Annotated in this window: 26 protein-coding genes and 1 other RNA gene; 5 read left to right on the top strand and 22 right to left on the bottom strand. The window is 48.6% G+C overall.

Annotated features, from left to right (window positions below; genetic code table 11):
• Positions 1-17: 17 nt before the first annotated feature.
• From V3O24_RS18170 to V3O24_RS18070, 21 genes are all read right to left on the bottom strand, one after another.
• The gene (locus V3O24_RS18170) at positions 18-1,016 is read right to left on the bottom strand and encodes a glycosyltransferase family 4 protein (protein ID WP_331308278.1); all 999 of its coding nucleotides are present in this window, start codon (positions 1,014-1,016) and stop codon (positions 18-20) included.
• Between the two features lie 216 nt (positions 1,017-1,232).
• Positions 1,233-2,219 carry an SDR family oxidoreductase gene (locus tag V3O24_RS18165; RefSeq protein ID WP_331308277.1) on the bottom strand — a complete coding sequence of 329 codons (987 nt, stop codon included), beginning with the start codon at positions 2,217-2,219 and terminating at the stop codon, positions 1,233-1,235.
• A gap of 3 nt (positions 2,220-2,222) precedes the next feature.
• Positions 2,223-3,362, bottom strand: coding sequence for a glycosyltransferase family 4 protein (locus V3O24_RS18160; protein ID WP_331308276.1), 1,140 nt, complete (start codon positions 3,360-3,362; stop codon positions 2,223-2,225).
• Positions 3,359-3,592, bottom strand: a complete 234-nt coding sequence (locus V3O24_RS18155; protein ID WP_331308275.1) for a hypothetical protein — start codon at positions 3,590-3,592, stop codon at positions 3,359-3,361. The genes V3O24_RS18160 and V3O24_RS18155 overlap by 4 nt, the downstream gene beginning before the upstream one ends.
• A gap of 19 nt (positions 3,593-3,611) precedes the next feature.
• Positions 3,612-4,451, bottom strand: a complete 840-nt coding sequence (locus V3O24_RS18150; protein WP_331308274.1) for a glycosyltransferase family 2 protein — start codon at positions 4,449-4,451, stop codon at positions 3,612-3,614.
• On the bottom strand, positions 4,448-5,326 hold the full coding sequence (locus tag V3O24_RS18145) for an alpha-1,2-fucosyltransferase (RefSeq protein WP_331308273.1): 879 nt from the start codon (positions 5,324-5,326) through the stop codon (positions 4,448-4,450). Before V3O24_RS18145 ends, V3O24_RS18150 begins: the two co-directional genes overlap by 4 nt.
• A gap of 41 nt (positions 5,327-5,367) precedes the next feature.
• Positions 5,368-6,120, bottom strand: coding sequence for a DUF268 domain-containing protein (locus tag V3O24_RS18140; RefSeq protein ID WP_331308272.1), 753 nt, complete (start codon positions 6,118-6,120; stop codon positions 5,368-5,370).
• 1 nt (position 6,121) lies between these two features.
• Positions 6,122-7,036, bottom strand: coding sequence for a glycosyltransferase family A protein (locus V3O24_RS18135; protein WP_331308271.1), 915 nt, complete (start codon positions 7,034-7,036; stop codon positions 6,122-6,124).
• Positions 7,030-8,148 (bottom strand): glycosyltransferase family 10, encoded by a 1,119-nt coding sequence (locus tag V3O24_RS18130; protein ID WP_331308270.1) that lies wholly within the window; start codon positions 8,146-8,148, stop codon positions 7,030-7,032. The genes V3O24_RS18135 and V3O24_RS18130 overlap by 7 nt, the downstream gene beginning before the upstream one ends.
• Before the next feature lie 16 nt (positions 8,149-8,164).
• Positions 8,165-9,610, bottom strand: a complete 1,446-nt coding sequence (locus V3O24_RS18125) for a hypothetical protein (RefSeq protein WP_331308269.1) — start codon at positions 9,608-9,610, stop codon at positions 8,165-8,167.
• Positions 9,607-10,554 (bottom strand): NAD-dependent epimerase/dehydratase family protein, encoded by a 948-nt coding sequence (locus tag V3O24_RS18120; RefSeq protein WP_331308367.1) that lies wholly within the window; start codon positions 10,552-10,554, stop codon positions 9,607-9,609. Before V3O24_RS18120 ends, V3O24_RS18125 begins: the two co-directional genes overlap by 4 nt.
• 16 nt (positions 10,555-10,570) lie before the next feature.
• Complete coding sequence (locus tag V3O24_RS18115) at positions 10,571-12,280, bottom strand: thiamine pyrophosphate-binding protein (protein ID WP_331308268.1); 1,710 nt, start codon at positions 12,278-12,280, stop codon at positions 10,571-10,573.
• A 24-nt stretch (positions 12,281-12,304) separates the two neighbouring features.
• Positions 12,305-13,618 (bottom strand): lipopolysaccharide biosynthesis protein RfbH, encoded by a 1,314-nt coding sequence (gene rfbH / locus V3O24_RS18110; RefSeq protein WP_331308267.1) that lies wholly within the window; start codon positions 13,616-13,618, stop codon positions 12,305-12,307.
• Between the two features lie 13 nt (positions 13,619-13,631).
• A complete protein-coding gene (rfbG, locus tag V3O24_RS18105; protein WP_331308366.1) occupies positions 13,632-14,711 on the bottom strand; it encodes a CDP-glucose 4,6-dehydratase in 1,080 nt (359 codons plus the stop codon).
• Positions 14,705-15,472, bottom strand: coding sequence for a glucose-1-phosphate cytidylyltransferase (rfbF, locus tag V3O24_RS18100; RefSeq protein WP_104422125.1), 768 nt, complete (start codon positions 15,470-15,472; stop codon positions 14,705-14,707). Before rfbF ends, rfbG begins: the two co-directional genes overlap by 7 nt.
• Entirely contained in the window at positions 15,469-15,699 is a 231-nt protein-coding gene (locus V3O24_RS18095; protein WP_104422126.1) for a hypothetical protein, read from the bottom strand. Before V3O24_RS18095 ends, rfbF begins: the two co-directional genes overlap by 4 nt.
• Positions 15,700-15,703: 4 nt before the next feature.
• Positions 15,704-17,107 (bottom strand): mannose-1-phosphate guanylyltransferase/mannose-6-phosphate isomerase, encoded by a 1,404-nt coding sequence (locus V3O24_RS18090; protein ID WP_258076519.1) that lies wholly within the window; start codon positions 17,105-17,107, stop codon positions 15,704-15,706.
• A gap of 299 nt (positions 17,108-17,406) precedes the next feature.
• Complete coding sequence (locus tag V3O24_RS18085) at positions 17,407-17,865, bottom strand: EVE domain-containing protein (protein WP_104422128.1); 459 nt, start codon at positions 17,863-17,865, stop codon at positions 17,407-17,409.
• Between the two features lie 31 nt (positions 17,866-17,896).
• Positions 17,897-18,076: non-coding RNA, 6S RNA (ssrS, locus tag V3O24_RS18080), on the bottom strand.
• 21 nt (positions 18,077-18,097) lie between these two features.
• Complete coding sequence (locus V3O24_RS18075; protein WP_104422129.1) at positions 18,098-18,397, bottom strand: cell division protein ZapA; 300 nt, start codon at positions 18,395-18,397, stop codon at positions 18,098-18,100.
• Complete coding sequence (locus V3O24_RS18070; protein WP_104422130.1) at positions 18,394-18,615, bottom strand: TIGR02449 family protein; 222 nt, start codon at positions 18,613-18,615, stop codon at positions 18,394-18,396. Before V3O24_RS18070 ends, V3O24_RS18075 begins: the two co-directional genes overlap by 4 nt.
• 150 nt (positions 18,616-18,765) lie before the next feature.
• Here V3O24_RS18070 and V3O24_RS18065 point away from each other — a divergent pair, with 150 nt between their 5' ends.
• The 5 genes from V3O24_RS18065 (at position 18,766) to V3O24_RS18045 (ending at position 23,907) form a co-directional block, all read left to right on the top strand.
• On the top strand, positions 18,766-19,305 hold the full coding sequence (locus V3O24_RS18065; RefSeq protein ID WP_331308266.1) for a UPF0149 family protein: 540 nt from the start codon (positions 18,766-18,768) through the stop codon (positions 19,303-19,305).
• A gap of 47 nt (positions 19,306-19,352) precedes the next feature.
• Positions 19,353-20,663: a Xaa-Pro aminopeptidase gene (gene pepP / locus V3O24_RS18060; protein WP_331308265.1), complete on the top strand. Its 1,311-nt coding sequence runs from the start codon at positions 19,353-19,355 to the stop codon at positions 20,661-20,663.
• Positions 20,663-21,874 carry a 2-octaprenyl-6-methoxyphenyl hydroxylase gene (ubiH, locus tag V3O24_RS18055; RefSeq protein ID WP_331308264.1) on the top strand — a complete coding sequence of 404 codons (1,212 nt, stop codon included), beginning with the start codon at positions 20,663-20,665 and terminating at the stop codon, positions 21,872-21,874. Before pepP ends, ubiH begins: the two co-directional genes overlap by 1 nt.
• A gap of 4 nt (positions 21,875-21,878) precedes the next feature.
• On the top strand, positions 21,879-23,099 hold the full coding sequence (locus V3O24_RS18050) for a UbiH/UbiF/VisC/COQ6 family ubiquinone biosynthesis hydroxylase (RefSeq protein WP_331308263.1): 1,221 nt from the start codon (positions 21,879-21,881) through the stop codon (positions 23,097-23,099).
• A gap of 265 nt (positions 23,100-23,364) precedes the next feature.
• A complete protein-coding gene (locus tag V3O24_RS18045; RefSeq protein ID WP_331308262.1) occupies positions 23,365-23,907 on the top strand; it encodes a hypothetical protein in 543 nt (180 codons plus the stop codon).
• A 524-nt stretch (positions 23,908-24,431) separates the two neighbouring features.
• Here the strand turns inward: V3O24_RS18045 and V3O24_RS18040 are convergent.
• The gene (locus tag V3O24_RS18040; RefSeq protein WP_331308261.1) at positions 24,432-25,868 is read right to left on the bottom strand and encodes a DUF2971 domain-containing protein; all 1,437 of its coding nucleotides are present in this window, start codon (positions 25,866-25,868) and stop codon (positions 24,432-24,434) included.
• Positions 25,869-25,929 lie beyond the last annotated feature (61 nt).

Raw genomic sequence — 25,929 nt, 5'->3', positions numbered from 1 at the left:
TCCCCGATTCAACAAGCTCACTCGGCATCCCTGGCTTGAGCCAGCCGATCACCGGCCTTGTAACGATATGCCAACAACAATAACGGCAAATACGCCACCATGAGTCCAACAATACCGTCTAACTTTTCCAATGCAACCAAACCCGCAACAGGCATCAACCAAAAAACATTAATAGCGCCTATTGCCAGGGTGACTGGTTGATGGGCGCCTATGATGCGGGATGCATATTGATAGGCATGGCTATGGTGCGCCTCATAAAACTTCTCGCCCCGCAATACGCGACGACACAAGGTAACGGTTGCATCAACAATGAATACACCCAACAAGATCAGCCACACCCATAATAACCCAGGTTCAATCCTTGCCGCTTGCACCGAAAGCAGCGCCAATATGATACCCAAAAAACCGCTCCCTACATCTCCCATAAAAATACGGGCGGGAGGGAAATTCCAAACAAGAAATCCCAACACTGCTGAAGCCAGAAGAACCGGCAACATCCAAGCGGTTGAATCGGGCGCAACAAGCCACACCATCAAAGCCCCCCCGCAACAAACCGTAACCGCCTCAATACCGGCAAGGCCATCAATGCCATCCATGAAGTTGTACAAATTGAGCAACCAGACTACATACACGGCCGCAAACGCGTACCCAAACCATCCCAAATCCAGCGAATACCCAAAGGCTGAGACAGGAGGAAAGCCACCCAGCCAATAAAGACCCCAAGCCGCCGCTCCGAAATGTACCAATAAGCGCCAGCGTGCGGCAATATGTCCATGATCATCCAAAAAGCCGGTTACCGCAACAGCGCATCCGGCACCCCATAAGGCCAAGCATACAGGGTTCGCCAGCAGATCAAATCTATTGAGGAGGGGGAGAGCCGCCAAAAACGCTGTCACAATGGCGACACCGCCGCCACGAGGCGTTGGTGTCGAGTGTGAACTGCGTTCATTAGGAACATCGATTAAGTTCCTCGCCAACGCGTACCTGCGCAAAAAGCCGGTAAGCCCCCAAGACACGGCACTCGTTAGCAAAAGAAACCACAAAAAAATCATTTGTACCTCTATTTAATAATTGACAACTGTATGGACAGGTGTTTGCTCTTCGGCAACTGCTCCCAATAATATGAATTATTTCCTTGAGCTTACTATGAGTGCCAACAACCTTTCCCGGCAGGAAATTGTCGGAGTGAAAAACTGAATTACTTAGATTGAATGTTTCTGAGATTAAGCAGCTTATGATTTTTGTAAAAAATCTGCGGCGGTTTTTTTCAACGCATCATCCACTCTCACTGGCGGTCGCCAGCCTAGCAGATCGGACGCTTTGCTGATGTCGGCTTGAAGCGAACCACACAACCGCTGCGCCATCTCACGCTTACCCAACAACATGGCGCCGGTCTTTAATAACCAGGCAGGTATAGGGAATAGTTTAGCGGGTTTGCCCAATGCGATGCCCAAACGCTGCAACAATTCGGTAATAGATATGTCCTCACCGTCCCCGGCCAAAAACGTCTGGTTGGCAGCGGCAGGATGATCAATGCAGGTTACGATCAAATCAACCAAATTATCCAGCGCCACCAGTGTACGCTTATTATGAATCCCACCCAAAGGTAACGGGACCCCCGTCTCAAGCCAACGCATCATGCTGCGAAAATTGGCTTTCACCCCCGGTCCGTAGACCAACGGCGGGCGGATGATCACCACTTCCATACCGGTTTCATCAGCCAACTGCCGCAATGCATCTTCCGCTTCAAGTTTGGAAATGCCGTAAGGATCAACAGGTGCAGGCCGATCTTCGGCGGTATAAGGCTGTCCTAATGGCGTAAATTCACCATTGACCTTGATCGAACTGATAAAAATAAAGCGCTGTACGCCGGCGTCGGCTGCCTGCCGGGCAAGATTAAAGGTACCCTCAACATTTACCTTGCGAAACGCACCCTGCGGATCGGCTACGCTAGCTTTCATTACATGCACATGCGCGGCAAGATGAATGACCACTTTTATACCACGTAGCGCATCCGTCCAATCCGTTTCACCGTTTATAGTCCCGATTGACATGGTCTCAATATTTTCGACCTGAAAATTTACAGAGCGCGCCACCGCACGAACAGATTGCCCCTGCCGACGCAACTCAGCACAGAGTGACCTGCCCACAAAACCATTTGCTCCGCTAACAAGCACCGTCTTCGATCTTGAGCTATGCAATGTCCCCGTCTCCCTCATTTATTAATCACAACGCTTCGTCAATAGCTGGCCATAAAGCGCTAACATTCCCTCGGAAATTTTGTGGCTGGGAAACAACTCTAGCGCACGCGCACGCGCAGCAGTGCCCATTTCATGCCTCAGAAACCGATCATCTATCAGCTTCAGCAAAGACTGTGTAAGACCAGCAACATCTCCAGCCGAAAACAACAAGCCTGTTTTTCTGTCTTCCACCGCGTCAGTAACTCCATAAATACACGTAGCCACGGTCGGGACTTCAGTAGCCCCCGCTTCAATAATGACCTGACCAAAGCCTTCGCGATAGCTGGGCAGGCAAAAAATATCCGCGGCGGCCATATAGCGCTCAGGGTTAGTTGTAAAGCTCACTCTGCGCAAGCGATCCCCATATGCACCACAAATTGCTTGCACATAAGCAAAAGAAATATCCTCTTCAGCGCCAACCAATACCAACACTGCATCTGTTCGCTTTGATGCAATCTCGACAAACGCAGCAGCAAGATCGAGTATTCCCTTATCACGATTTAATCGCCCTAAGAACAGGATTATGGTTTGCTCCAAGCTTACGTCCAACTCTCTTCGCACCTTCTCCCGCACTTGAGCATCAGGATGAAACTGATCGGCATCAACGCCGCAGATTGAACCATGCCCAATTACGATGCCGTTTCCTTGAGGCAAAATACCTTCAGAAACCAAAAAATCCCGTTGCGACGGACTATCCATTAAGATCTGATTAGCGAATAGCACTATCAGCCTATCGAACATTTTAAGTGATCCGCGTTTCCATCCTTGTTTTGTCGCCCAAACCTGTCCGGTAAAAATATGCATCCGATTGGGAACCCCGGCCGCCCAAGCAGCCAACATGCTCAACAGTCCTGTTTTAGGCATAATGGAATGCACGAGATCAAATCGTTCACGGCGAAACAAAATCATCAGCTGAATCAAAACCATTAAATCGCGCCAAGGTGATGCTTTGCGCTCAATGGGTAGTAGAATGAGTCGAGCGTTGATGCCATCGAGCAAGTGGGCGTCGGCGTTATTACAGACCACAGTTACATCATACTTTTCCGCAGCCGCTCGAATGTGTCCTCGCAAAAAAGCGTGGACCACCGCAGGGATAGTGGCTACATAACAGATTTTTTTCACGATGCTTTGGGTTCCGTTGCAAGACCGTCAAAAATATTACGCCAGTCAAACAACACTAAGACGTTACTAGGCAAAACCGCTCCAGAAACCGCACTCGCATAGGCACCGCGTTTACTGAGCATTACCGGTTGGTGTTTTACAAAAAATGGAATAGTCGAAAGCTGTTTAATCCGAACACCTTGTATTCTTGCTGGTTCACAACGAATAGATTGCCACGAGTCAGTCGTCATACTTTACTATCCAAAAATATCAAGAGGCGCTGTTAATCAAAAAACGCCATTTTACAATACTCCACCTTCGGAAGTATTTTAAAAACGAAAAACTCGAAACCAGTATAAACATGAAAAATGGAATAAACCCGGCACTAAAAATTTTTTGATAAGTATCCAATATGCCTTGTTGCGCCCTCCACAGGTTGCCCGTTAATCCCCCATCTCCAAACTCTTCTTTGAATGAATAAGCCATTGGACTATTCAAAAACCAGGCTGACTGACCATTAAATACAAGGGTGAGCCAAAGCAAGTAATCTTCTGCATAGCGCTTTTCAGGGAAAAACCGGAAAGAGACTTCCCGTTTTAACATGACTGAACGTGTAGGAAGGCAATTGGAGAACAGCAATCTACATTCATTGATCCGGCGAGCTAGCAAGCTTTCTGGTAATTCCGGCAATGCAACGCCTTCCGATATTTTGATGCTCGGATGACCCGACAATACGACATCCGGGTGCGCCGCCATCCATTGATATTGAATCGCCATTTTTTCCGGATGCCAGCTGTCGTCCGCATCCAGGAATGCAATATAGGGTTGTGATGACTGCTCCCATCCTGCGTTACGCGCACTACCGGGCCCACCGTTCTTATTGAGCTGCAAGATCTTTATGTTCGTTTCTTGATGCTCCTGCCGAAGCCGATCCAGAACGGCCAGCGTTTCCCCCCCATCATTGCTGAAGTCATCAATCAATATGATCTCTTCCGGGGGGCGTGTTTGAGCGATCACTGAATCAACCGCACGCTGGATAGTATCCGCACAACGATAACACGGAATAATCACGCTTACAGGCGTATGCACTGAGTCATACCGATCACTCATAGCCGAATCCATTCATTAGGCATCAAATCGCGATCATCATTCCCGTTGCAAAACCAGCTTCTAGGCGCGACAACCAATTTCTCTGGGCTAGGATTTAACCACGCCCCCCACCAGCTAAACGTGCTATTTGCAATAATATGATGCTTGCATAAGCTCATCAGCTGCATATCTCTGTAGCTTTCTGCTTGATGATTATGATCGACATAAATACAAGGAAATTCCACGGTTAAATTTTGCCTTACCCACTCCATATCATCAGAAAAAACATAAAACACCGGTCGTTCAATGCGTTCGGCGATATAACCGATCGCCTTATGATAATAGTCTGACGAGCAGACTTCCATTATTTTTCCGGTTTTGGAATCGCTGACATAATCCCCACGACGGACGTGTAAACTTATTGACTGGGTATTTGCAATTTCCAATGCCAACTCAGAATTTCGCCCAGCCAATGGCTCCCGAAAAGTAAAATCCCGGCGAATAACACTTTCAAATAATTTGAAGTAACGTTCCGATTGCCAGTAGCCAAACAAATAACAATCATCATTCAAATTAAAGAAGTCGGACCAATAATTAAAATGGGGCTCAACCACAATCTTCTTGCCCCTGAGTCCTGAAAACTGAGGGCGACGCAGCACTTTCTTGACCAAACGATTTACTCTCCAGCCTAATAACTGACGCATCGTCGATACCTCTGCCCTTTCCGCAATCACATTGAACACCCGGCTCAATTCAAAACCATGATGCAAGCGGTAATCCGAAAAATCGCTCAAGTCGAGAAGAAGCTTCTGGCTGTTCGCAAGCGAAAGTGCGCGTCCGGCAGCATACTGGAACATCTGGTTACCGATACCCCCAAGAATATGACTAACTACCACACGCACCTCATAAGAATATTACTCATAATCGACCAAAACCATCAGGGCTTTTGAAAATGAAATAGCCCGCAACCATACTCAAAATCGTTCGCGGCCTCCACTGCTCTTTTTTCACTGTATTGGCCGGCATCATCCACATAGGAAAATTCAATTAACTTCATATCTGGAAACAACTTTAATACTGAAATTGGCGAGTGTACCCTATGGGCATTGAAGCAGACTCTTTCGCGCCCAACCGGCAAAGAAATAAACAGGTTGCCACCACGACTCACTATGCGCTGTAATTCACGCGCCGCTTTTGTGCTGCCGTAAGGATCAATCGGGTCGCCATAGCGTCCAAGGCCAATATGTTCAATAACATGAAGACATGATAACGATTCGATAGAATCATCTGGAAACGGCAGGTTCAGAATATTCCCCGCAATAGAAGTTAATCCCGGCAGGGATGCTTTAAGTGGCCGATAATCGACAAAAACCGTTTCGACTTGAGCGCTCAGTACGCTAATGGTGAGAACGCTGGAACCAATATCGACATGCTTAGCAATTTCCGCAGCACCGATACGTCTGGCAAGCCATGCACCCTGATAAAAATAGTGAGCATCGAATGGTGTATGAGTACTCCAATCTCCCAAGCACGGTTGCATATCAAGAACGCGGATTTTTTCCGCGCCCGTTTCCCCTGCATAGCGAAACCAATGGTTGAAAAAACGTGGTAAATAAAGAATGCCAAGCAGTGGACGAGGATATAGAAAAGCCAATAACCAGTGTTTTAGAACTTTTGCGAGCAACTTCATTTTATCGTCTCTGAAAAACATATTTAATACACCAAGCTCCGACTATTCTTACAGCATCAGCAAATCTAAATTTATCGTCCCGCAGAAGGGTTGCCATCAAAGATAAATTCCCCTTTTTGACTGAGTGGAAAAGCCGTTTAAGATTCCTAGCCGTATGCTGCCTTACCAATAAATCACGCAGTTTAATTCTCTCTGCATCATTCATGCACGTTCTTGACCAATAAAATTCTTCGAGCCGGTTCATTAGATCATATGGAAAGTGGCTTGAATCCTGACCAGCATGCACCCGACACTCGTATAGCGGCGTAACTTGATACGCAATAGATCCAATTTCCGCCAAATCACAAAAATATACGGCGTCAAAAACCTTGCCAAATTCTTCTCTGAATTTAACTGAACGGACTGCGTGACTGCGATATATCGCTGGGGAGAGGGGTATACATGAATTACCTGCATATTTCAAAGCCACATGCCCACTACATGTGTACAACTCAATAGGTTCACCACCGACGGTGGATACAAGCGTTTCTCCAGTCTTATTACCAGCTTCATCTATAAAATATCCATTACATGAAACAGCCAAAAGACTATCGTTAGCCTCCAATAAGCCGATTTGAGTCTCAAGAAAATTGGAGCACAACCTATCATCATCGTGAAGCAACACAACATATTTGGAGTCGTTGCTAAGCATGGCTCTGCTGAAATTCCAGATAAATGGATGGTTATTCTCGGCCCCAACCCATTGGACCCCACGTCCTATAAACTCTTCTATACTTGCATACACATCCTTATTACTACCATTGTCGTAAATGACAATTTTCTTAGGTTGTTTAGTCTGTGAAAGAACGGAATGCAACGATTCGCGCAAATATGCGGGACGATTATAGGACATGATACATACAGTAACGTCTAGCATGTCTTAGCCAACCTAATTACGTTTCTCGCAAAGCCTTCATAGGAGTGAAGCATCCCGGCTTCTGTTCTCAAATAATCCCGCCCCGCTCTGATCATTCTTATGGCATCATGCTCATTCGCTGAATTCATATAATTATCAACTTGATCGTAAGAATTAAAATTTCGCATATCAACAAATGACTCTACTGGAACAAGTGTTTCAATATCCGGGGCACCCAAATATAATGGAACGGTTCCAGCGACAAAGCAATCAACCATTTTTTCAGTCATATATCCCGGCAATACCATATTCTCAAAGCAAATTGAGAAGCGGTAGCCACTTATTGTTTCCAGCTTGTTTTCGCATCGTCCCAGATACTGGTCTTTGACAGCATCTCTAAGCCTATTGCCCCATACCATCGGCAGCTCATCCAAATCTCCCCAGCCTGCACCGTACAAATCCAGCTCTTTTTTACTTGCAAAGTACTCAATTGCTTCAAAACGTCGATCATGAAGCGATGCGGCTAATGATTTACGATACGCTGGAGAAATAAATTGCCAGCTCGCCGATTTAACTTGCCGTAATACATTGATCAGGCTCAGCCGCCCAGGAATAAATAAATTTTTAGCTCTGTATTTATTCGCGGCAACAAGTACCAGCTTTTTCCTATCCTTCCATGAACGAATTTCTTGCATATCATCGAAATAAAAAGAAGGGAATCTAAATTGAAACCTTGTCTTTTCTCCTATAGCGCCGCCCTGTTCATTTAGAAAACCGAATCCCAAATTAAACTTAAATCTATCGGCAATTTGGACAACGCTGTCGTAAAAAAACGGCGCGTAGAGTGGCGCTTCAAAACAAGTAATCAAGAATGGCATAGCTCCCAAATCGAGCAATTTAGCTGCATCCGTCGACGTCATGTCCTGTATTACATACACCTCTTTCGCATCCCATTTTTTTGAAGCAATATTTGCAAGCGCAACATCACCTGATGCTACATTTATCCCAGATTCTGCAGCCATACGATACACGCATGTTATCCAGCCAGAACCAGGAAAACGGTAACTCCATTGCTTATCACGCAATTGATCTTTATTAAATTCTTCGATATCGCTACAGAACGCAAAATGCATAAACCGCTAACCTAAATCAGGTATGAGAGATCACTGCTTCTCTCCGCAACACAGGAAGTAGCATTGAATATTGAAACAACAAAAATAATAAGCCAATAACGCACAACCGTATAAACGAAAATAAATGACTTCCGTCATAGTCCAGTAATTGACTTAAAATTTTTGCCGTCACCAGTAACACAACTCCCATAATTGCGCTTTGCACAAACAGCCTGAGAGGCAAGGCTACTGCCAAGTGATTTTTGGTTATGCCAATAGTTAACAGCAAGGTCACTATCGATGAAAACACCAAACCAAGCCCAACGCCATCTGAACCGTAAATCGAAGTCAGGTACCAGATTAACGATATGGACATTGCAGCTCCAACCAGATTTGGAAGCAATAGTAGTTTTGTATTCATTCGAGCATGAGCGACCATACCAAACACAGCAGTTGAAATTCTTGCCGATTCAGCCAACGAACCCCAGACAACAAATTGTGCGGACTGTCTGAAGCTTGGCCCAAGCAATAGCTTGGTTAAATCGGGTGCTGTCGCCATAATAAAAAAGCTCGTTATCAGCATAGAAGGGAGAATAGCTTGAGCATACTCGCGCCAAGCATTGGACTGCTCACTGAGATTATCATTGCTTATGCGCTTATAGAATTTCGGCTGAAAATAAGTCGCAAAAATAGATTCAAATCCTGCGATCAAACCGGCACTTATGCCATAGCCGGCAACAAATATCCCAAGCTCAGTCAATCCTAGGCGTTCTTCCATCAAATAACGATAACCCTGACTCTGAATCCATCCCAGTCCAACAGCCAATGCCACTGGGTATGCAAAACTAAAGAGCCCATGTAAGTTCCGCCAACGAATGGTCAATGGCACATGAAGAGCTTTCGTTTTTTGCAATCGTACAAAAAGCACCCTCGTTCCAATCACTCCCAGCAATGTTTGCCCCAATAGCAATCCAAGCAGCCAGTACTGTGCTGATGCTTGCACCATTTGTACAAGTAACGTGGCACACGCAAAACTTGCGGCTATCGTAGCAACCGTCAACGCGACGAACTTTCTACTATCTCCCAACAAATTCAGCGAAGGAATCGCCGTTTGGTTGATCGTATTGAAAAATAATGACCCGCAAACAAACAAAAGAAGCCAGCCAATAGATATTCCAAAGCTTACCCATTCGTTTATATAGAGCAGCAGCAAAACCATTCCGGCAATGAGTGCAACAAATATCAGATAATTTACATAGCGAATCAAATAGTGCCACGCAACTCCACTTTCCTGCCAAGCATGCAGGCGGCGATTGATAAACATGCCGACAGGATTAACGAGGAATAATGCAAAGAACGCAATGGTAGTTATTACCAACGAAACCTTGCCCATTTCCTCAGGCGACAGTAGTGTTGTCGCGACGCGCATCATTACGAGCGCAAGCAGAAATTGTGCAGCCCTGCCAAAGATGATGGCGATCAATTGCTTCCGGCCTGCGTTGTTTGCTTCTGAATTATTGCGATCGCTTCTTGCATAAGCCCCTCAAGCGAGGTCAAACCGGGATAATATCCAAAATCTGCTGCTCGTCTGTTAATTGAGTAGTAATAAGGCTTGCTACCTGTTGCATTAATGTCGGCTGAGGCCTTGATTATCTCATACCGCAAACCAAAATTTTCTTGCATGGCCGCCAATAGATTAGGCTTATCAACGGGAGCAAGAGTAAAGCAGTCAACGGCCACATTGGCAGCAGGTGCGGAAAGAAGCGCACTGACCAATTTATAAAAATCGGCCGGATGCAGGTAGTCGCGCACGATATAATCCGATGAAGTCTCCAGCACTGTCTTATCGCGAATGGCGCGCAAAATATCCGTAATCAGGAATCGCGCTGAAAGATCTTGTGTGCGACTGAAATAATTGAACACCCGTATATCGATGATAGATAACTCAGGATGGGCGCGATGCCTGCATTCCGCATGCAGCTTAGCGACGCCATACCATTCCTGCGGGGCCAGATCGTTTATCGCCACAACCGCCGGCGTATTTCGGGCAGCCGGTTCGTTGAAACTTGACCCGTAGGCGGCACCGCTGCTCAAAAACAGGTAACGGCATGCAGGGTGGGTTTGCAAATAATTCAGCACCAGCTCATCAAAACGCAAGGTAATATCAAAAATCGAATTGCCCATTTTTAGCGCCCGTTCCGGGTTGCCGACACCAACGAAGTTTATGACGGCATCGAATTCATGATTGGCAAACCCGGAAAATTCATCTACCGGATAGAGACCTGAAAGACCTACAGACATTAACCATTTGGCCGCCTCGTCGGGATAGCGCGCAAATAAGTGCAGCTGTTTGTCGTCCGCCGTGGAAAACGAAACGATCAAGTCTCTGGCAATTTGGCTGGTCGCTCCCAGAATGGCAATTCTCATCATGTCGCCGGATCGATTAGGCGTTTAGCGGGGGGAACTGCTCATCCAGCTTCGCCCCAAAAGCCAAGCGGGGCCGGCATTCCGTCGCGCCATCCATCATAATTTCGATCAGCAGCGGGCTTTTGCGCTCCGCTATCAGATTCAAAGCGCGCTCTGTATCCGCCGCGTTGCCGACACGATGGGCTTCGATCCCGTAGGCTGTTGCAATATCGGTGAAGGAGGGGCTGCTGTAACCTTTCTGAGTCGATTGGTTCCGGCCGTCAAAATACATATCCTGGAAATTCTTGACCATGCCCAACGCTGAATTGTTCATTACTATAATAGCCAGATCCAAGCCCAGCCTATTCAGAGTATCCAGCTCCTGGATATTGATTTGCAGGCTGCCGTCTCCGCTAATCACGACCACTTTGTTCCTGGATTGAACGGCTATCCCCAATGCTGTAGGTAATGCAAATCCCATCGCGCCCATCCCGCCGCTGTAATGAACGGCCTGGTTGGGCGTCAAGCGCAGGCTTTGTGCCGCCCACATTTGATGATTGCCGACATCGCAGACATAATCGACGGCATGCTTGTCCAAGATACGATTTAGTTTTTTGACAACCTCACTGGGACTGATTTCCCAGTCCGCATATTCATTAAGCTGAGCCCGGTCGCGTTGTTTTGACAGCTCGGTCAACCAGTTCTTGTCCAGGCTTGGAAATACGCTTGCTTGAAGCGGAAATGCCTTGAAAAAACTGTCCGCCGTTGCACAAATATTCAGGTCGGCCTGAACGCGATTAGCCAATTGCGACGGATCAATGTCTATCTGGACGATATGCGCATGACGGGCAAAGTCTTCCACGTCGGAACCCGTTTGCCGGACATCGAGGCGCGCACCCATTACGATCAGTAAATCACAGTTTTGTACCGCCCAATTGGCCTCGCGATTGCCATAACTGCCGATCATGTTGAAGTAATTGTTTCCTGCGGTCACCCGCTCATGCCCCATCAGTGTAGACACATACGGGACGCCTAGGGCATCTGCCGCCAGCAGCCAATCGCTCATCGAGTCGGCCCAACGCGCTCCGCCGCCGATACAAATCAACGGCCGCTGCACATCCTTACAAAGCGCTTCCAAATTCTCCAGATCATTCAAGCCTATTTCCGGCCCGGTGTTGATGTCCAGCGGAACATTCAGCCATTTTTCAACCCATGCATCAGGAATCTCGGCGCGCTGGACATCGTTGGGAATATCCAGCAACACCGGGCCTTGACGCCCACTCAGTGATGTCGATAACGCTTTATGCAATTCCGACAGCAAATCTTCGGGGTCATCCACTCGCACTGCATATTTTGTCAATGACCGTACAACTTCAACAATATCCAGCTCCTGAAATCCTTGCTGCCTGATGGCCTGTTCACCTTTGAGTTCACGGGTGTTGACTTGCCCCGTGATGAATAAGCAGGGTACGGAATCGAACCAGCAACTCCCGATACCGGTTACCAGATTGGTTGCACCCGGACCGCTGGTCCCCATCGCCAGTGCGATGGTTTTCCCTTTGGTATATCTTGCCACGCCTTCCGCTGCGAACGCAGCAGATTGCTCATGGTGCATCGAAACGATGTTGAATTGCCCCGATTCGGCGAAGCTGTCTAAGAGATGGGTGATCATGCCACCCACGAGTTCGAAACAGGTCTGAACTCGATGGTTTATCAGAAATTTGGCGACTGCGTCAGAGGCTTTCAATGCGAATCCTATGTTCTCGTGATTTTATGAGATCACGCCAAGAAACGTTTCGATTTTCTCGACCACGAACGCCAGCTTCTGTTCATTCAGGCCGGGGTAAACACCTATCCAGAAGGTATTGTTCATTATCTCATCGGTGCGGGTAAGTTCGCCGCTGACACGATAGGTTCTATCTTTGAAATAAGGCTGGCGTGTGAGGTTACCGGCAAACAAGAGGCGTGTGCCTATTTTGTATTGATCCAGATATTTCAGCAGCTCGACCCGCTCAATGCCCGCCGATTCCCTTAGGGTAATGGGAAAGCCAAACCAGGATGGCTCGCTATCCGCAGTAGCCTCGGGAAGAATCAGCAGCGCTTCGCAGGATTTCAGCCGTTCTTTAAGAAAGGCGAAATTGCGTTTGCGTGCGGCTATAAATTCCGGCAAGCGGTCCATTTGCGCTAAAGCGCAGGCTGCCTGCATGTCGCTGATGTTGAGGTTATAGCCCAAATGCGAGTAGGTGTATTTGTGATCGTAACCTTTGGGCAGAGTTCCGAGTTGCCAGCCAAAACGTTTGCGGCAGGTATCGTCGCAGCCGGGCGCGCAGTAGCAATCACGTCCCCAATCGCGGAAGGATTCGATGATTTTTTTCAGCTTGCGGTCTTTGGTAAAAACGATGCCGCCTTCGCCCATGGTGATGTGATGAGCCGGATAAAAACTGCATGTGGCGATATGACCGAAGGTGCCGACATGCTGGCCTTTGTAGAGCGAACCCAACGCGTCGCAGCAATCTTCAATGACCCACAGATCATATTTTTGCGCGATAGCCATCACGGCATCCAGATCGAACGGATTGCCCAAGGTGTGGGCGACCATGATTGCGCGGGTGCGTTCAGTCACCGCTGCTTCGATTTTTTGCGGGTCGATGTTGTAGGTCGGAATATCGACATCGACAAACACCGGCACCATACCGTTCTGCAAAATCGGGTTAACGGTGGTAGGAAAACCTGCCGCAACCGTAATGACTTCATCGCCCGGCTTTAACGCGCGATCACCCAGTTTGTAAGAAGTCAGCGCGGTAAACGCGAGCAGGTTGGCCGCAGAACCCGATGTAGTCGTCAGCGCGTAAGGCACGCCGACAAACTCGGCAAAGCGCTGTTCAAAGGCCTTATTGAAACGTCCGGTGGTCAGCCAGCCATCCAGGGAGGCATCGACCATGTTTTTCAATTCGCTGGCGCCAAGCACTTTACCGGATGGAGGGATGACGCTGGCGCCGGCTTCAAATGCCTGCTCCGCGAAATGCAACTCACTGTAACGCTCAACCAGATCGAATATCTGTTGTTTCAACTCTGCCTTGCCCACTTCAAATTCCCGCTTAATTGTTTAAATCATTGTCATATGCCCGGATCTGACGCAAGGTCAGCTCATGCATGTCTTGCCCGTCCCGATATGCCCGATGCCACTCAACAATCGCAGCCAATGCGTGTTCGAGACGCCATCTTGGGTGCCAATCCAGCTGTGCTTTCGCCTTGGAACAATCCAGTTTCAGATAATGCGCCTCGTGCGGATGATCGCCCTGATCCAGCAACCAGCTCGCGCCATCGCCCCAAGATTTAGTCAGGCTATCCACTATCCATTGCACGGGCTTGGCATCTTCATCGGCCGGACCGAAGTTCCAGCCTTCTGCATAGGCCGCGCCTTCTTGATAAAGCTTTTGCGCCAGCAATAAATAACCGGATAACGGCTCCAGCACATGTTGCCAAGGACGGATGGCATGTGGATTGCGAATATTCACCGGCTTGCCTTGAGTGATGGCGCGCATAATGTCGGGAATAAGCCGGTCTTCCGCCCAATCGCCGCCGCCGATCACATTGCCCGCTCTGGCCGAGGCTAATGCCACGCGATGATCTGTAAAATTACCGGGATTGAAATAGGAGCTTCGATAAGCGGATGCCACCAGCTCAGCACAGCCCTTGCTGTTACTGTATGGGTCGTAGCCGCCCATCGGTTCGTTTTCCCGATAACCCCATACCCATTCACGGTTCTCGTAACATTTGTCGCTGGTAATGTTGACGATTGCCCGCACACTGCTCGTCAGTCTTGCGGCTTCCAACAAATGCACGGTACCCATTACGTTAGTGGAGTAAGTTTCTATCGGGTTAGCGTAGGAATAGCGCACCAAAGACTGAGCCGCCAGATGTATGACAATCTCGGGTTGATATTCTTCAAACACGGCTGAAAGCGCCGCAAAATCGCGTATATCGGACTCGATGCTAACCATGCCTTCGGCAACATTGGCGGCATCAAATAAACTGGGATGTGTGGGCGCTGCCAGTGCGTAGCCGATTACTCTTGCACCCATAGCTTGCAACCACAAAGAAAGCCAGCTTCCTTTGAAACCGGTATGGCCGGTTAGCAGTACGACTCTATTGGCCCAGAATGATGGACTTACCATATTTTCCACGGCGCCTTTCCGCCGGCCCATAACGCTTCAAGATAGTTTTTATCGCGCAAGGTATCCATAGGCTGCCAAAAACCGGAATGGAAATGAGCAGCCATTTGTCCGTCTCTGGCAAGTTGCTCCATAGGTTCGTTCTCCCAAACCGTATGATCGTCTTTAATGTAACCGAGCACTTCTGGCGAAAGTACAAAGAACCCGCCGTTAACCCAATTACCATCTCCCTGCGGTTTTTCCTGAAAACCGATTACACTGCTCCCGTTCAAATTAAGCGCGCCAAATCGTCCCGGCGGCTGCATTGCTGTCAAGGTAGCCAGTTTGCCATGCTGTTTATGGAATTCAATCAGCGCAGTGATATTCACATCACCAATGCCATCGCCATACGTGCAGCAAAAATCTTCGTTGCCTATGTAATCGGCAACACGCTTAATGCGGCCGCCGGTCATGGTTTCTTCGCCGGTATCGACCAATGTTACGCGCCATGGTTCAGCGTTGCGCTGATGTACTTCCATCTGGTTACTTCGCATGTCAAATGTCACATCGGACATGTGCAAAAAGTAATTGGCAAAATACTCCTTAATCACATAGCCTTTATAACCGCAACAAATGACAAAGTCATGTATACCGTGGGCTGAATAGGTTTTCATGATGTGCCAGAGTACGGGCTTGCCGCCAACATCAACCATAGGCTTAGGCCGGATTGATGTCTCTTCACTAATCCGTGTGCCTAAACCGCCGGCAAGAATAATTGCTTTCATGCCTGATTGCCTCCGAATGCTTTGTAAGTCAGCTTAATTTCGTCTTTCAAGCTGGTGCTTGCCGCCCATTCCCGTTCACTAATTCTGGAGACATCCAATAACTTGCGCATAAACAACGATGAGCGCCGTTTGGCGTCATGCACTACATAGTCACTTTGGAGCGGGAATTCAGCCAGATAATCACCATCCTGCTCGGCAACTCCGGCAATTAATGCTGTTTTATTCATTCAGCTATGTTCGGCCATAAGTATCATCGAAACGCACGATATCGTCTTCCCCCACATACTCGCCGCATTGCACCTCGATAATTTGCAACGGAAGAGTACCGGTGTTTTCCAACCGATGCCGGTGCGTCTTGGGAATATAGGTTGATTGGTTAGGCTCCAGTTGGATTTCCTGCTCGCCGTTGGTGATTTTGGCTGTACCGGACACGACAACCCAGTGTTCGGAGCGGTGATTGTGCATTTGCATCGAAAGTTTGGCGCCGGGATTGACCACAATACACTTGATCTTGAAACGTGGACCTTCTTCCAAAACCGTGTAGGTTCCCCATGGACGATGTACCGTCAAATGCGTTTCCGTCAGATGGGGGTGCGTTTTCTGAACTTGTACAACCAACTGCTTAATGTCTTCGGTGCGGCTGCGATCGCAAATCAACGTCGCATCAGCCGTTTGAATCACCGCAATATTGCTTACGCCTATCGTTGCCAGTAGGCTGTTCGAACTCCATAGCAAGCTGTCTTGCGTATCCAGCGACAGTACGTCGCCGTGGGAAACATTTCCTGCTTCATCCTTGCCGCGATGCTGATAGATAGACTCCCAACTGCCGAGATCGCTCCAGTTCATCGCGACAGGCACTACCGCGACTTTTTTTGCCTTTTCCGCCAGACCGTAATCGATGGACAGATTCGGCAGCTCTTCATAAGACGCTTCGACGTCCGCCGTCCCACGCATTGAGGTTATTGCCCGGTGAATTTCCGGCTGATGCTGTTCCAGCATTTGCATAAAATCGCCTGCACGAAATACAAACATGCCGCTATTCCACAAATAGCCGTTGTCAACAAAGCGCTTTGCATTTTCAAGATCCGGCTTTTCAACAAATCGGGATACGCTCAAAACCGGGTTGACTGCATCAAGCCCCAGGGACTCGCCGGGCTGGATATAACCGTAGCCGGTTGCAGGCTCATGCGGCGTGATGCCCAGCAATACCAGATAACCCGCCGCCGCAGCCAGTTCAGCTGAGCGCCAAGCTGACAGGAAGTTTTGTTCGTTGCCGATTGCATGATCGGAAGGGAAAACACCGATCATCGCTTTCCGGTCCTGCTTAAAAATCTCCCAGACCGCCCACGCAATCGCGGGCAGGGTATTCCGGGCGCAGGGCTCGGCCAATACTGCGGCAGGAAGCCGTGCATCAACTTCCGCCAATTGGCCTTTTACCTCAAACTTGTGATCCTGATGGGTAACCGTTAACAAACGCCCGGCATCGACATGCTTGAGCAAACGGCGTGCTGTTTGTTGCAGCAATGTTTGCTCTCCGTCGAGCGGAAGCAATTGTTTGGGACGTAATGTGCGCGAAAGCGGCCAAAGTCGACTGCCGCTGCCGCCGGCAAGAATAATTGCATGACTATTGCCCATGATGTCCTCAGACATAAGAAAGCAACAGGAACAACTTCGACTGAGCAATTTGAATGACTAAAATATCTCTCACACCGTTCCCTTAAAAAATGGGCGTAATTCCGTCCTAATCACGCCTTGTTAATGTATCAATTGTTTCATAGCCAGGCCGATTTAGCCAGACCTTAACATTACTCCAGACAACCTGAATCTGTACTGATGGCAGGCAAATTTATCCACACATTACTTGCATGAATGCAACGAATACAATCGCAAGGATCGGAGAGGCGGAACCCATATTAATTTAAACTCCACCCGCTTTACTCCAGCGAAAGAATAAACTCCCACTGGTCTTTACCGACCGGCATTATGGATAATCGGTTGCCGCGCCTTACCAGCGCGAAGTCCGCCAACTCTTCCTTATCTTTTAATTCTTTAAGGGTAATGGTGCGGGACAATGTCCTGAGGTATTTAACATCAACCATGATCCAGCGGGGATGCTCGGGATCGCTTTTGGGATCGAAATGCTTGTCATCGGGATCGAACGCGGAAAAATCCGGGTAGCCTTCCTTAACAACTTCCATAATGCCGACTATGCCCGGCACGTCGCAATTGGAATGATAGAAGAAAACCTGATCGCCCAGCTTCATGTCGTCCCGCATCATGTTTCTGGCCTGGTAATTACGCACGCCATCCCAATGTTCGGTCCGGTCGGGTTTGTTGTACAGATCGTTAATCCCGAACGTATCGGGTTCGGATTTCATTAGCCAGTAATTCATCGGGATTTTGTTTTAGTGAGGATGTTATGGTGCATCTCCCGCCTGCGCCGTAATGTGCTTTCGTCCTTGAACCGGAGGTTCAAGTGGGGACGTGGCCGGTAAATCAGGCTTCCCGTATGGAACGGGCATGCACACCAGTACTGGTATCCGCCCCCGGGGTAAAAACAGGTTCAGGAAACACCCAGCACACTCTCGAACGCTGCAGGAAATGCAGGAAAGTATTTTAGCGTGTTTAATGATTTTCTAAAACGTTTTCTATTTTGTGAGTCATTTTTGCCAGGCATTCGCTCAATGTTTGGTTGAGCTGGGCATTTTGACTTTTCATCAGCTGCAACTCGTGTGCCAAGTTAAGCGCCGCCATCACCGCAATCCTGTCGGCGCCGGCCACTTTACCGGAATCGCGCATTTGCCGCATTTGAACGTCGAGCTGCTGAGCCGACTGAATCAGGTCGCTTTGTTCGTCAGGGGCGCAGGCAATTTTGTATTCTTTGCCCATAATCATCAGGGATACAGGCTGGGGCTTCTTGTTCACGATCCGTTCTCCATTGCTTTCAGGCGGGTAATCATGGCTTCAACCCGGGTTCTGGCCAGAGTGGTTTTTTCCAACAGCTTGGCTTTTTCTCTGACTAATGAATCCTGCTTGGTTTTCAGCGAACTGTTTTCGTTTTTTACGCTGGCGTATTGCTGGATCAGCTGATCCAGCTTGTCCTCAAGGTCTTTTAACTCTAAAGAATGATTTGATTGTGTCATGGTGGCAACTAGGTTATTGCAATGTAGTTAAGCAGAATATTGCCTATCTACCGGGCGATTCAGGATTAACAAATATTATCCAAGTTTATGATCAATGGTAGCATAAGTGATATTTTTAGTCCGCGATAGTGAAATTATTATGTGGAATTTATGACTTATCAAACAATTAGTGAAATAGTAATGCAAGGCGACGCCGAACTTACCGCCGCGCAAGCTCACGGCATGGCGGCGGGCATGTTGTGCGTTAATGAACAGGCTCAGAGCGCCGCGTGGCTAACCGAGCTGTTTCGGCATGGGACACCGGTTTCCGATCAAAACAAAGAGGTGCTGACGCATTTGTTCGAGGAAACGCGTAGCTTATTGGTCAGCGATGACTTCGAATTCGACCTGTTGTTGCCGGACGATGAGACCTTGTTGAGCGAACAGGTCGAGGCGCTAACCCACTGGTGCCAGGGCTTCCTATTGGGCGTGGGATTTACTCAGGCCGCTTCCGACTGGTCCAGGGAAACGATTGAAATACTGAAGGATATTGTCGAGTTCACCAAGCTGGATACGGAGGCTGAAGGCGAGGAAGATGAAAGCGATTTTATGGAAATTACCGAATACATCAGATCGGCGGTTTTATTGCTGCGTAGCGAATTGAATAAAGAAGACGCAAGGCAAAAGACAAAAGGCGAAAAAACCGCTTGAACTTTTAACCTTTTGCCTTTCGCCCTTAACCTTTACCTGATCTAAACATGAAACAAAGCGAATTTAAAAAACGCCGCAAACAATTAATGCAGCACATCGGCATCGGCAATATTGCGCTTATCGGCAGCGCCGCAGTCCGAACCCGCAACCGGGACGTGGATTACCCGTTCCGGCAGGATAGCGACTTTTATTATTTGACCGGCTTTAATGAGCCGGATTCGCTGGCGGTTTTTATCCCCGGCCGCAAGCAGGGCGAATACATTTTATTTTGCCGCGAATTCGACGAAAAAAAGGCCTTATGGGAAGGCGCGCATGCGGGCCTTGAAGGCGCCACCGCACATTACAAGGCTGACGACTCTTTTCCGATTGACGATCTGGACGACATTTTGCCGGGCATGCTGGAAGACAAGGCCAAGGTTTATTATCCGATAGGGCGGGACTCCGATCTCGACCACAATTTATTGCTCTGGATAAACCATATCCGCAGCCAATCCAGAACCGGCGTTACTGCGCCGGGCGAACTGGTTTCTCTGGAGCATATCCTGCACGAAATGCGCCTGTTCAAGAGCCCCGAAGAACTCAAACTGATGCGCCGCGCCGCCGAGGTGTCCGCCAACGCCCATGTCAAAGCCATGCAGAAATGCAAGCCCGGACTGTACGAGTATCAGATAGAAGCGGAGCTTATCTATAACTTTATCCAGGACGGCTTGCGTGCGGTGGCTTACCCATCGATAGTGGCCGGCGGCAAGAACGCCTGCGTACTGCACTATACAGAGAATGCCGACAAGTTAAAAAGCGGCGACCTACTGCTGATCGATGCCGGCGCGGAATGCGACCATTACGCCGCCGATATTACCCGCACTTTTCCGGTTTCAGGGCGTTTCAGCGAGCCCCAACGACAGCTTTATCAACTGGTGCTGGATGCCCAGACGGCGGCGCTTGCACAGATCAAGCCCGGACTGCCGTGGCATCTGGCGCACGATGCGTCGGTTGAGGTGCTGACCAAAGGCCTGGTATCGTTGGGCTTGCTCAAAGGCAAAATCTCAAAACTGATCAAGGATGAAAAATACAAACAGTTTTACATGCACCGGATCGGCCACTGGTTGGGCATGGACGTGCATGATGTCGGCGACTACAAACTGGACAAGGAATGGCGCCTGCTGGAACCCGGCATGGTGTTGACCGTCGAACCGGGCCTGTACATCCCGGCGGATTGCATGACCGTTGACGAGCAATGGCGCGGCATAGGCATCCGTATCGAAGACGATGTGCTGGTCACCGCAGAGGGACACGAGATTTTGACCGGCGGCGTGCCCAAAACCATTGCGGAAATTGAAAGCTTAATGCAGGCGACCTGATGCGACATGATTACGACTTAGTGATTGTCGGCGGCGGCTTGGCGGGTAACTGCCTGGCGCTGGCGTTAAAAGACACCGGGCTGAAGATTGCAATAGTTGAAGCAAACACCCGCGAACAACACCATGATTCTCCGGCCGGTGACCGGGCCTTGGCTTTGGCCGCCGGCACCGTGAAAATGCTTGAGGCGCTGGGCATCTGGCAAGGCGTCAGCGAGGCCGCCACGGCGATCAAAAACATCCATATTTCCGATCAAGGCCATTTCGGTAAAACCCGGCTTTCCGCGCAAAAAGAAAATGTGCAGGCGCTGGGCTATGTGATTACCGCGCGGGATATTGAAACGCATGTCGCCAAGCGGGTAGCCGAGGCCGACATGGAACTGATTTGCCCCGCCCGTCTGGTCGGCTCGATGGCAGGTAGTGATGCCGTCAACATCAGCCTGAAACGCGGCGAGGAGCCGTTAAATATATCGGCCAAACTGCTGGTCGGCGCGGACGGCGGCAACTCCTCGGTGCGCAAGCTGCTGGAAATAGCCCAGCACAGCACCGAGTACGGACAGACCGCGCTGGTGACCACGGTAAAATCATCGATACCCCATAACAATACCGCATTCGAGCGTTTTACCGCTTCCGGGCCGCTGGCCTTGCTGCCGGTTGATACAGCTCATTGCGCCGTGGTCTGGACGCGCAGCAGCGAAGATGCCGAAGCGCTGATGTCCGGCAGCGAGGCGGATTTTTTGGCCGAGCTGCAACAGTGTTTCGGCTATAGATTGGGCCGGCTTAGTTTGGCGGCTCCTCGGCGCGCGTTCCCGTTGTCGCTGATACGCGCCGAAAAAATGATCGCCGATAGAACCGTGCTTATCGGCAATGCAGTACATCAGTTGCATCCGGTTGCGGGACAGGGATTTAACCTAGGTTTACGCGATGTTGTGCAGCTGGCCGAAATGATCATCACCCGGCATGAAGCCGGTCAGGATATAGGCGCCGCCGATTTCTTAACGGCTTATGCCGAATCCCGGCAGAAAGATCATGACCGGACCATCAACTTTACCGATACCGTAGTGCGGATTTTTTCCAACGATTGGCTGGCATTGGCTGCCGCACGGAATATCGGCCTGGCGGTGCTGGATCATATTCCCGCCGCAAAAGCATTGCTGACGCGCCACGCGATGGGTTTGGCCGGGCGCTTGCCCCGCCTGGGCAGCAGGAGATAGAACAATGACCGAGCGTTATGAAGTCATCGTCTGCGGCGGCGGCATGGTCGGTGCGGCAACCGCTTGCGCGTTGGCGCAAGGCGGCGTCAAGGTTGCGTTGCTTGAGCGGTACAACCCGGTAAGACAGTGGCCGCCGGAGCCTATCGATATTCGCGTCTCCGCGCTGACTAAAGCCTCCCAAAATATTCTGGAAACGGTCGGCGCTTGGCCGGGCATGGCGCGGCGCGGCGTTTGCGCTTACCGGGACATGCGGGTATGGGATGCCGCCGCCGACGGCGAATTGCATTTCGATTGCGCCGACACCGAATTTAATGAACTGGGCCATTTGGTCGAAAACCGGGTCACCGTCGCCGCCCTTTGGGATGTGCTGGACACCTTGCCCTCGGCCACCTGCATAACGCCGGCAAAAGTCGTCGATATGCAGCTAAACGACAGCGGCAGGCAGTTGCGGCTGGAAGACGGCCGCATCCTGGAGGCCGATCTGGTGATTGCCGCCGACGGCCGGGATTCCGCATTAAGAACGATGGCGGGCATTGAAATCACCGGCTGGGACTATCATCAGGACGGCCTGGTCGCTACGGTCAGCACCGAAAAGAGTCATCAGTTCACCGCATGGCAACGATTTCTCGACGAAGGACCATTGGCTTTTTTGCCGCTGAAAAACGGGCAGTGTTCGATTGTCTGGACCTTGAGCTCGGAAACGGCAAAAAACCATCTGGCGCTTGCCGACCAAGATTTCCTGCAAGCCCTGGAACAAGCCTCAGGCGGCATTCTCGGCAAGATGCTGGACGTCGGCCCGCGCGCCGCATTTCCGTTGCGCTTTCAATACGCAAACCGCTATATCGATCAGCGTTTCGCTCTGTGCGGCGATGCCGCCCATGCGATGCATCCCTTGGCCGGACAAGGCGTCAACGCCGGGCTGTTGGATGCCGCAGCCATTGCGGAACTGGTCATCCAAACCAAACGGGAAAAAAGGCCGTTATCCGGTTCGCGCTTCTTGCGCCGTTACGAGCGCTGGCGTAAAGGCGATAACCTAATGATGATGGCGAGCATGGATGTGCTGAACAAGGCTTACGGCATGAGCGCAGAGCCCTTGATCCGCTTACGCTCGGCGGGCATGAACCTGATTAATCACTCGGCGGTGGTCAAAGCTTATTTCAACAATTACGCAATGGGTTTACGCGATGACCTGCCCACGCTGGCGAAAGGCCGGATATGCTGGTAACCGCCACATGCCAGCGCTAAGTACCGGCCAGGTTTACGGTTTTTCGCATTAGAATTTTGCCTGCACACCGGCTTCTGGTATATTCCGGCTCTAGCGATACGGTTTACCTGCATGACAGCAGGGCATAGAGTAGTAATGTAAAGTCATAATTGACTTCAAAGGACTGAGGGGGCAAAGGGTAGGCACAAGACCCGTCCCTGCTAACCGGCGGCGCTTAATTTCAGAGCAGTGATGAAAAATTAACTTAAAGAGGTGGAGAGCCATTATGACTGAAGGATTGTTTATATTAACTACTATTTTTGTCGCCTATATTGTCTATACAATCATCGGCGAACAAAAAGCAACTGCTAAGTCCCATGCGCCGGCAGCCGCTACGGAACAAGCCAAACCACAGGCGGCGGTCTCAACCGAAAAACCCGCTGCAGCTAAACCTGCTGCGCCTAAAGCGGCGGTAACCAAAACAGAACAGCCTAAAACCGCTGCGAGCAAAGCGGCTGCAACAAAGGCAACCGCACCTAAGGCGGCGGCTAAACCGGCAACAACCAAGACAGCTCCGGCCAAACCGGCCGCCGCTAAAAAAGCCCCAGCTGTCGCAGTAAAGAGCGCCGGATTAAAAGATCCGAAAACAGGAGAAGTTACCACGGCATACAGCAATTACCGCTTCACCAAACGCTGGATAAAAGACGCATTGGTTGAAGAAGGCTTGTTGGAAAAAGTCTATGCCGGCAAGGAACTGGATGCAGAGGCTGAAGCGAAAATAAAAGAGGCGATAGGAAAGCTGGAAGCCATGAAGAAATATCAGGCTTAAGCGCAAGTTTCAAGTTTCAAGTTTCAAAAAATAATGAAGGGGAGGCCGGATTAGCCTCCCCTTTTTTAATGAGCCTCACCTAGGGAAGCGCTGATTAAATCCTTCGACAAGCTCAGGATGAACGGTAAGTTGTTGATTCCGTTCGTGGTGAGCTTGTCGAACCATGAATGGAATCAACTTGTTCTGCGCTTCGCTTAAAACGGATCAGTTTGAATCCGAGGCAAAGATGGCATGGTCACTGTCACGGAAACACCTCTTTTAAAGATGTTAACAACTTTCCCGAAAGAAAATTTTGCGCCCGTCAGGTTATTAGTTGGAACCAGCCTGGCAAAGGCATCAACTTTACGATGCACTGAGTGCAAAAAATTGGCCGACCCCAGACTTTCGTGACTGACTCAGTTCGACCCAAAAGCGACAATTGGTTTAATTTTGTCAATGTCGGCAAATAGATAATAAGCCGATGTTGGGTTTGCAGAAGTAGGCTGGGGTTCATTGTATTCAACCCAGCCTACTGAATTTGATGACTATTTATTATATCTAACCAAATTCATTTCTTTATGTTCAATACACTTTTTTTCAGGTGAATAATATGCTTGGTAGAACTTAAAATCTTCTCTTCCTGTCTCCTCTAATTTCTTATCAAGAATTTCCATTATTTTTAGCTTGTCTTCATTTTTTGTGTTAATTCCAAATATTAGGCCTTCAAGGGACGAAAAGTCGTATATCAGAGTTCTATCTTTTTTATCTGAAAAGTCAGTCATTGAACTTGCTAAAATAAGTCGATATTCATTCTCATATTTCCAATCCTTTGACTTAACTGTGATATCTCTATAGAAGTTATCCCAGTATGTCTGACGCCATTGTTCTTCCGAATTATGTATATCGTCTGCACATTCGCTTCTTTCTCCTTTTTCGTTATAGTACCAAGCAGCATTCAAAGTAGGATGTGGTAGTCTTCCTATAGATCTGAAAAAGTTAACTTGACCAATACCTTTTATATAGTCGATAGGATAGAATTTGTGTTGTGCAGTGCCATATATTGCCCCACCACTTCCCCAGCCAACTATTTTGTTTCTCAAAGATATATAGAAATTGTCACTGTTCATTTCTGGTTTAAACACTAGGCAAACACCGGTATGACCATTACCATAATGCCCCCAAACTGCCGAGTTACGGCAATCTGACATAAAACAAGCGGTATACCATTCAGGAAAAACAAGCTTTTCAATTTTCTTTATATATTCTTCTGGGAACTCAACGAGGACTAAGTTTTTATTTTTAGTATCTCGGCTAAGAATATTGTTGTATCTCTGAATAAGGTTAACTTGGCTGTGAATGTGTCTTTGAGTAGAAAACAATACATCTATCAGCTTTTCTCCCCTATCTTTTTCTTTTGAAGATTTTTCAATGGCATCCCAAAAATCATCTTTGATCAATCTTCCTATTGATATAACAAGATCTGCACTTTGTTTGACTCTCTTAGGAATTAGATTCTTTTCTTCATAAATACTAAATATTGTTTCCAATGCAATAGGATGGATGCTGCTTAAATAGAACAACAATTCATCCCGGCGGACAGGCGTTGATCTTTCAGAGATTTTGTTGATATAGATACTAATAGTGTTATTGCTAAAAAATCTACAAGATATTTTCTTAAACAAATTTTTGTATTCTTCGGTCGGTAAATCTAACTCCGAAGAGAAAATAGGAATATGTTCTATAGATATTGGATGCTCCTCTCCTGAAATGACAAGTAACGAACAGAATCTTTCTAGGCATAAAAGATAGTGTTTAAATAAATTCTTCCATGCAATAGCATCGCCATTCCAGAAAATATCCCTAAAACCCTCCATTGGGTCATTCAATTCGTTAGGCTCGGCGAAATAGATACTCTGCTTTTGTAATTCGTCAAACTCACCTAGCAAGCTATTGATAGTTCTAAGCCTGTAGAGTCTTTTCATTGATGATTTCTCTTAATTTGAAATGGCAATAACGGGCATTGGATCGTAACAGTAATTATCT

Source organism: Methylobacter sp. Wu8, assembly GCF_036440755.1.
GTDB classification, from domain to species: domain Bacteria; phylum Pseudomonadota; class Gammaproteobacteria; order Methylococcales; family Methylomonadaceae; genus Methylobacter_A; species Methylobacter_A tundripaludum_A.
This window is presented reverse-complemented; position numbering and strand designations above follow the sequence as displayed.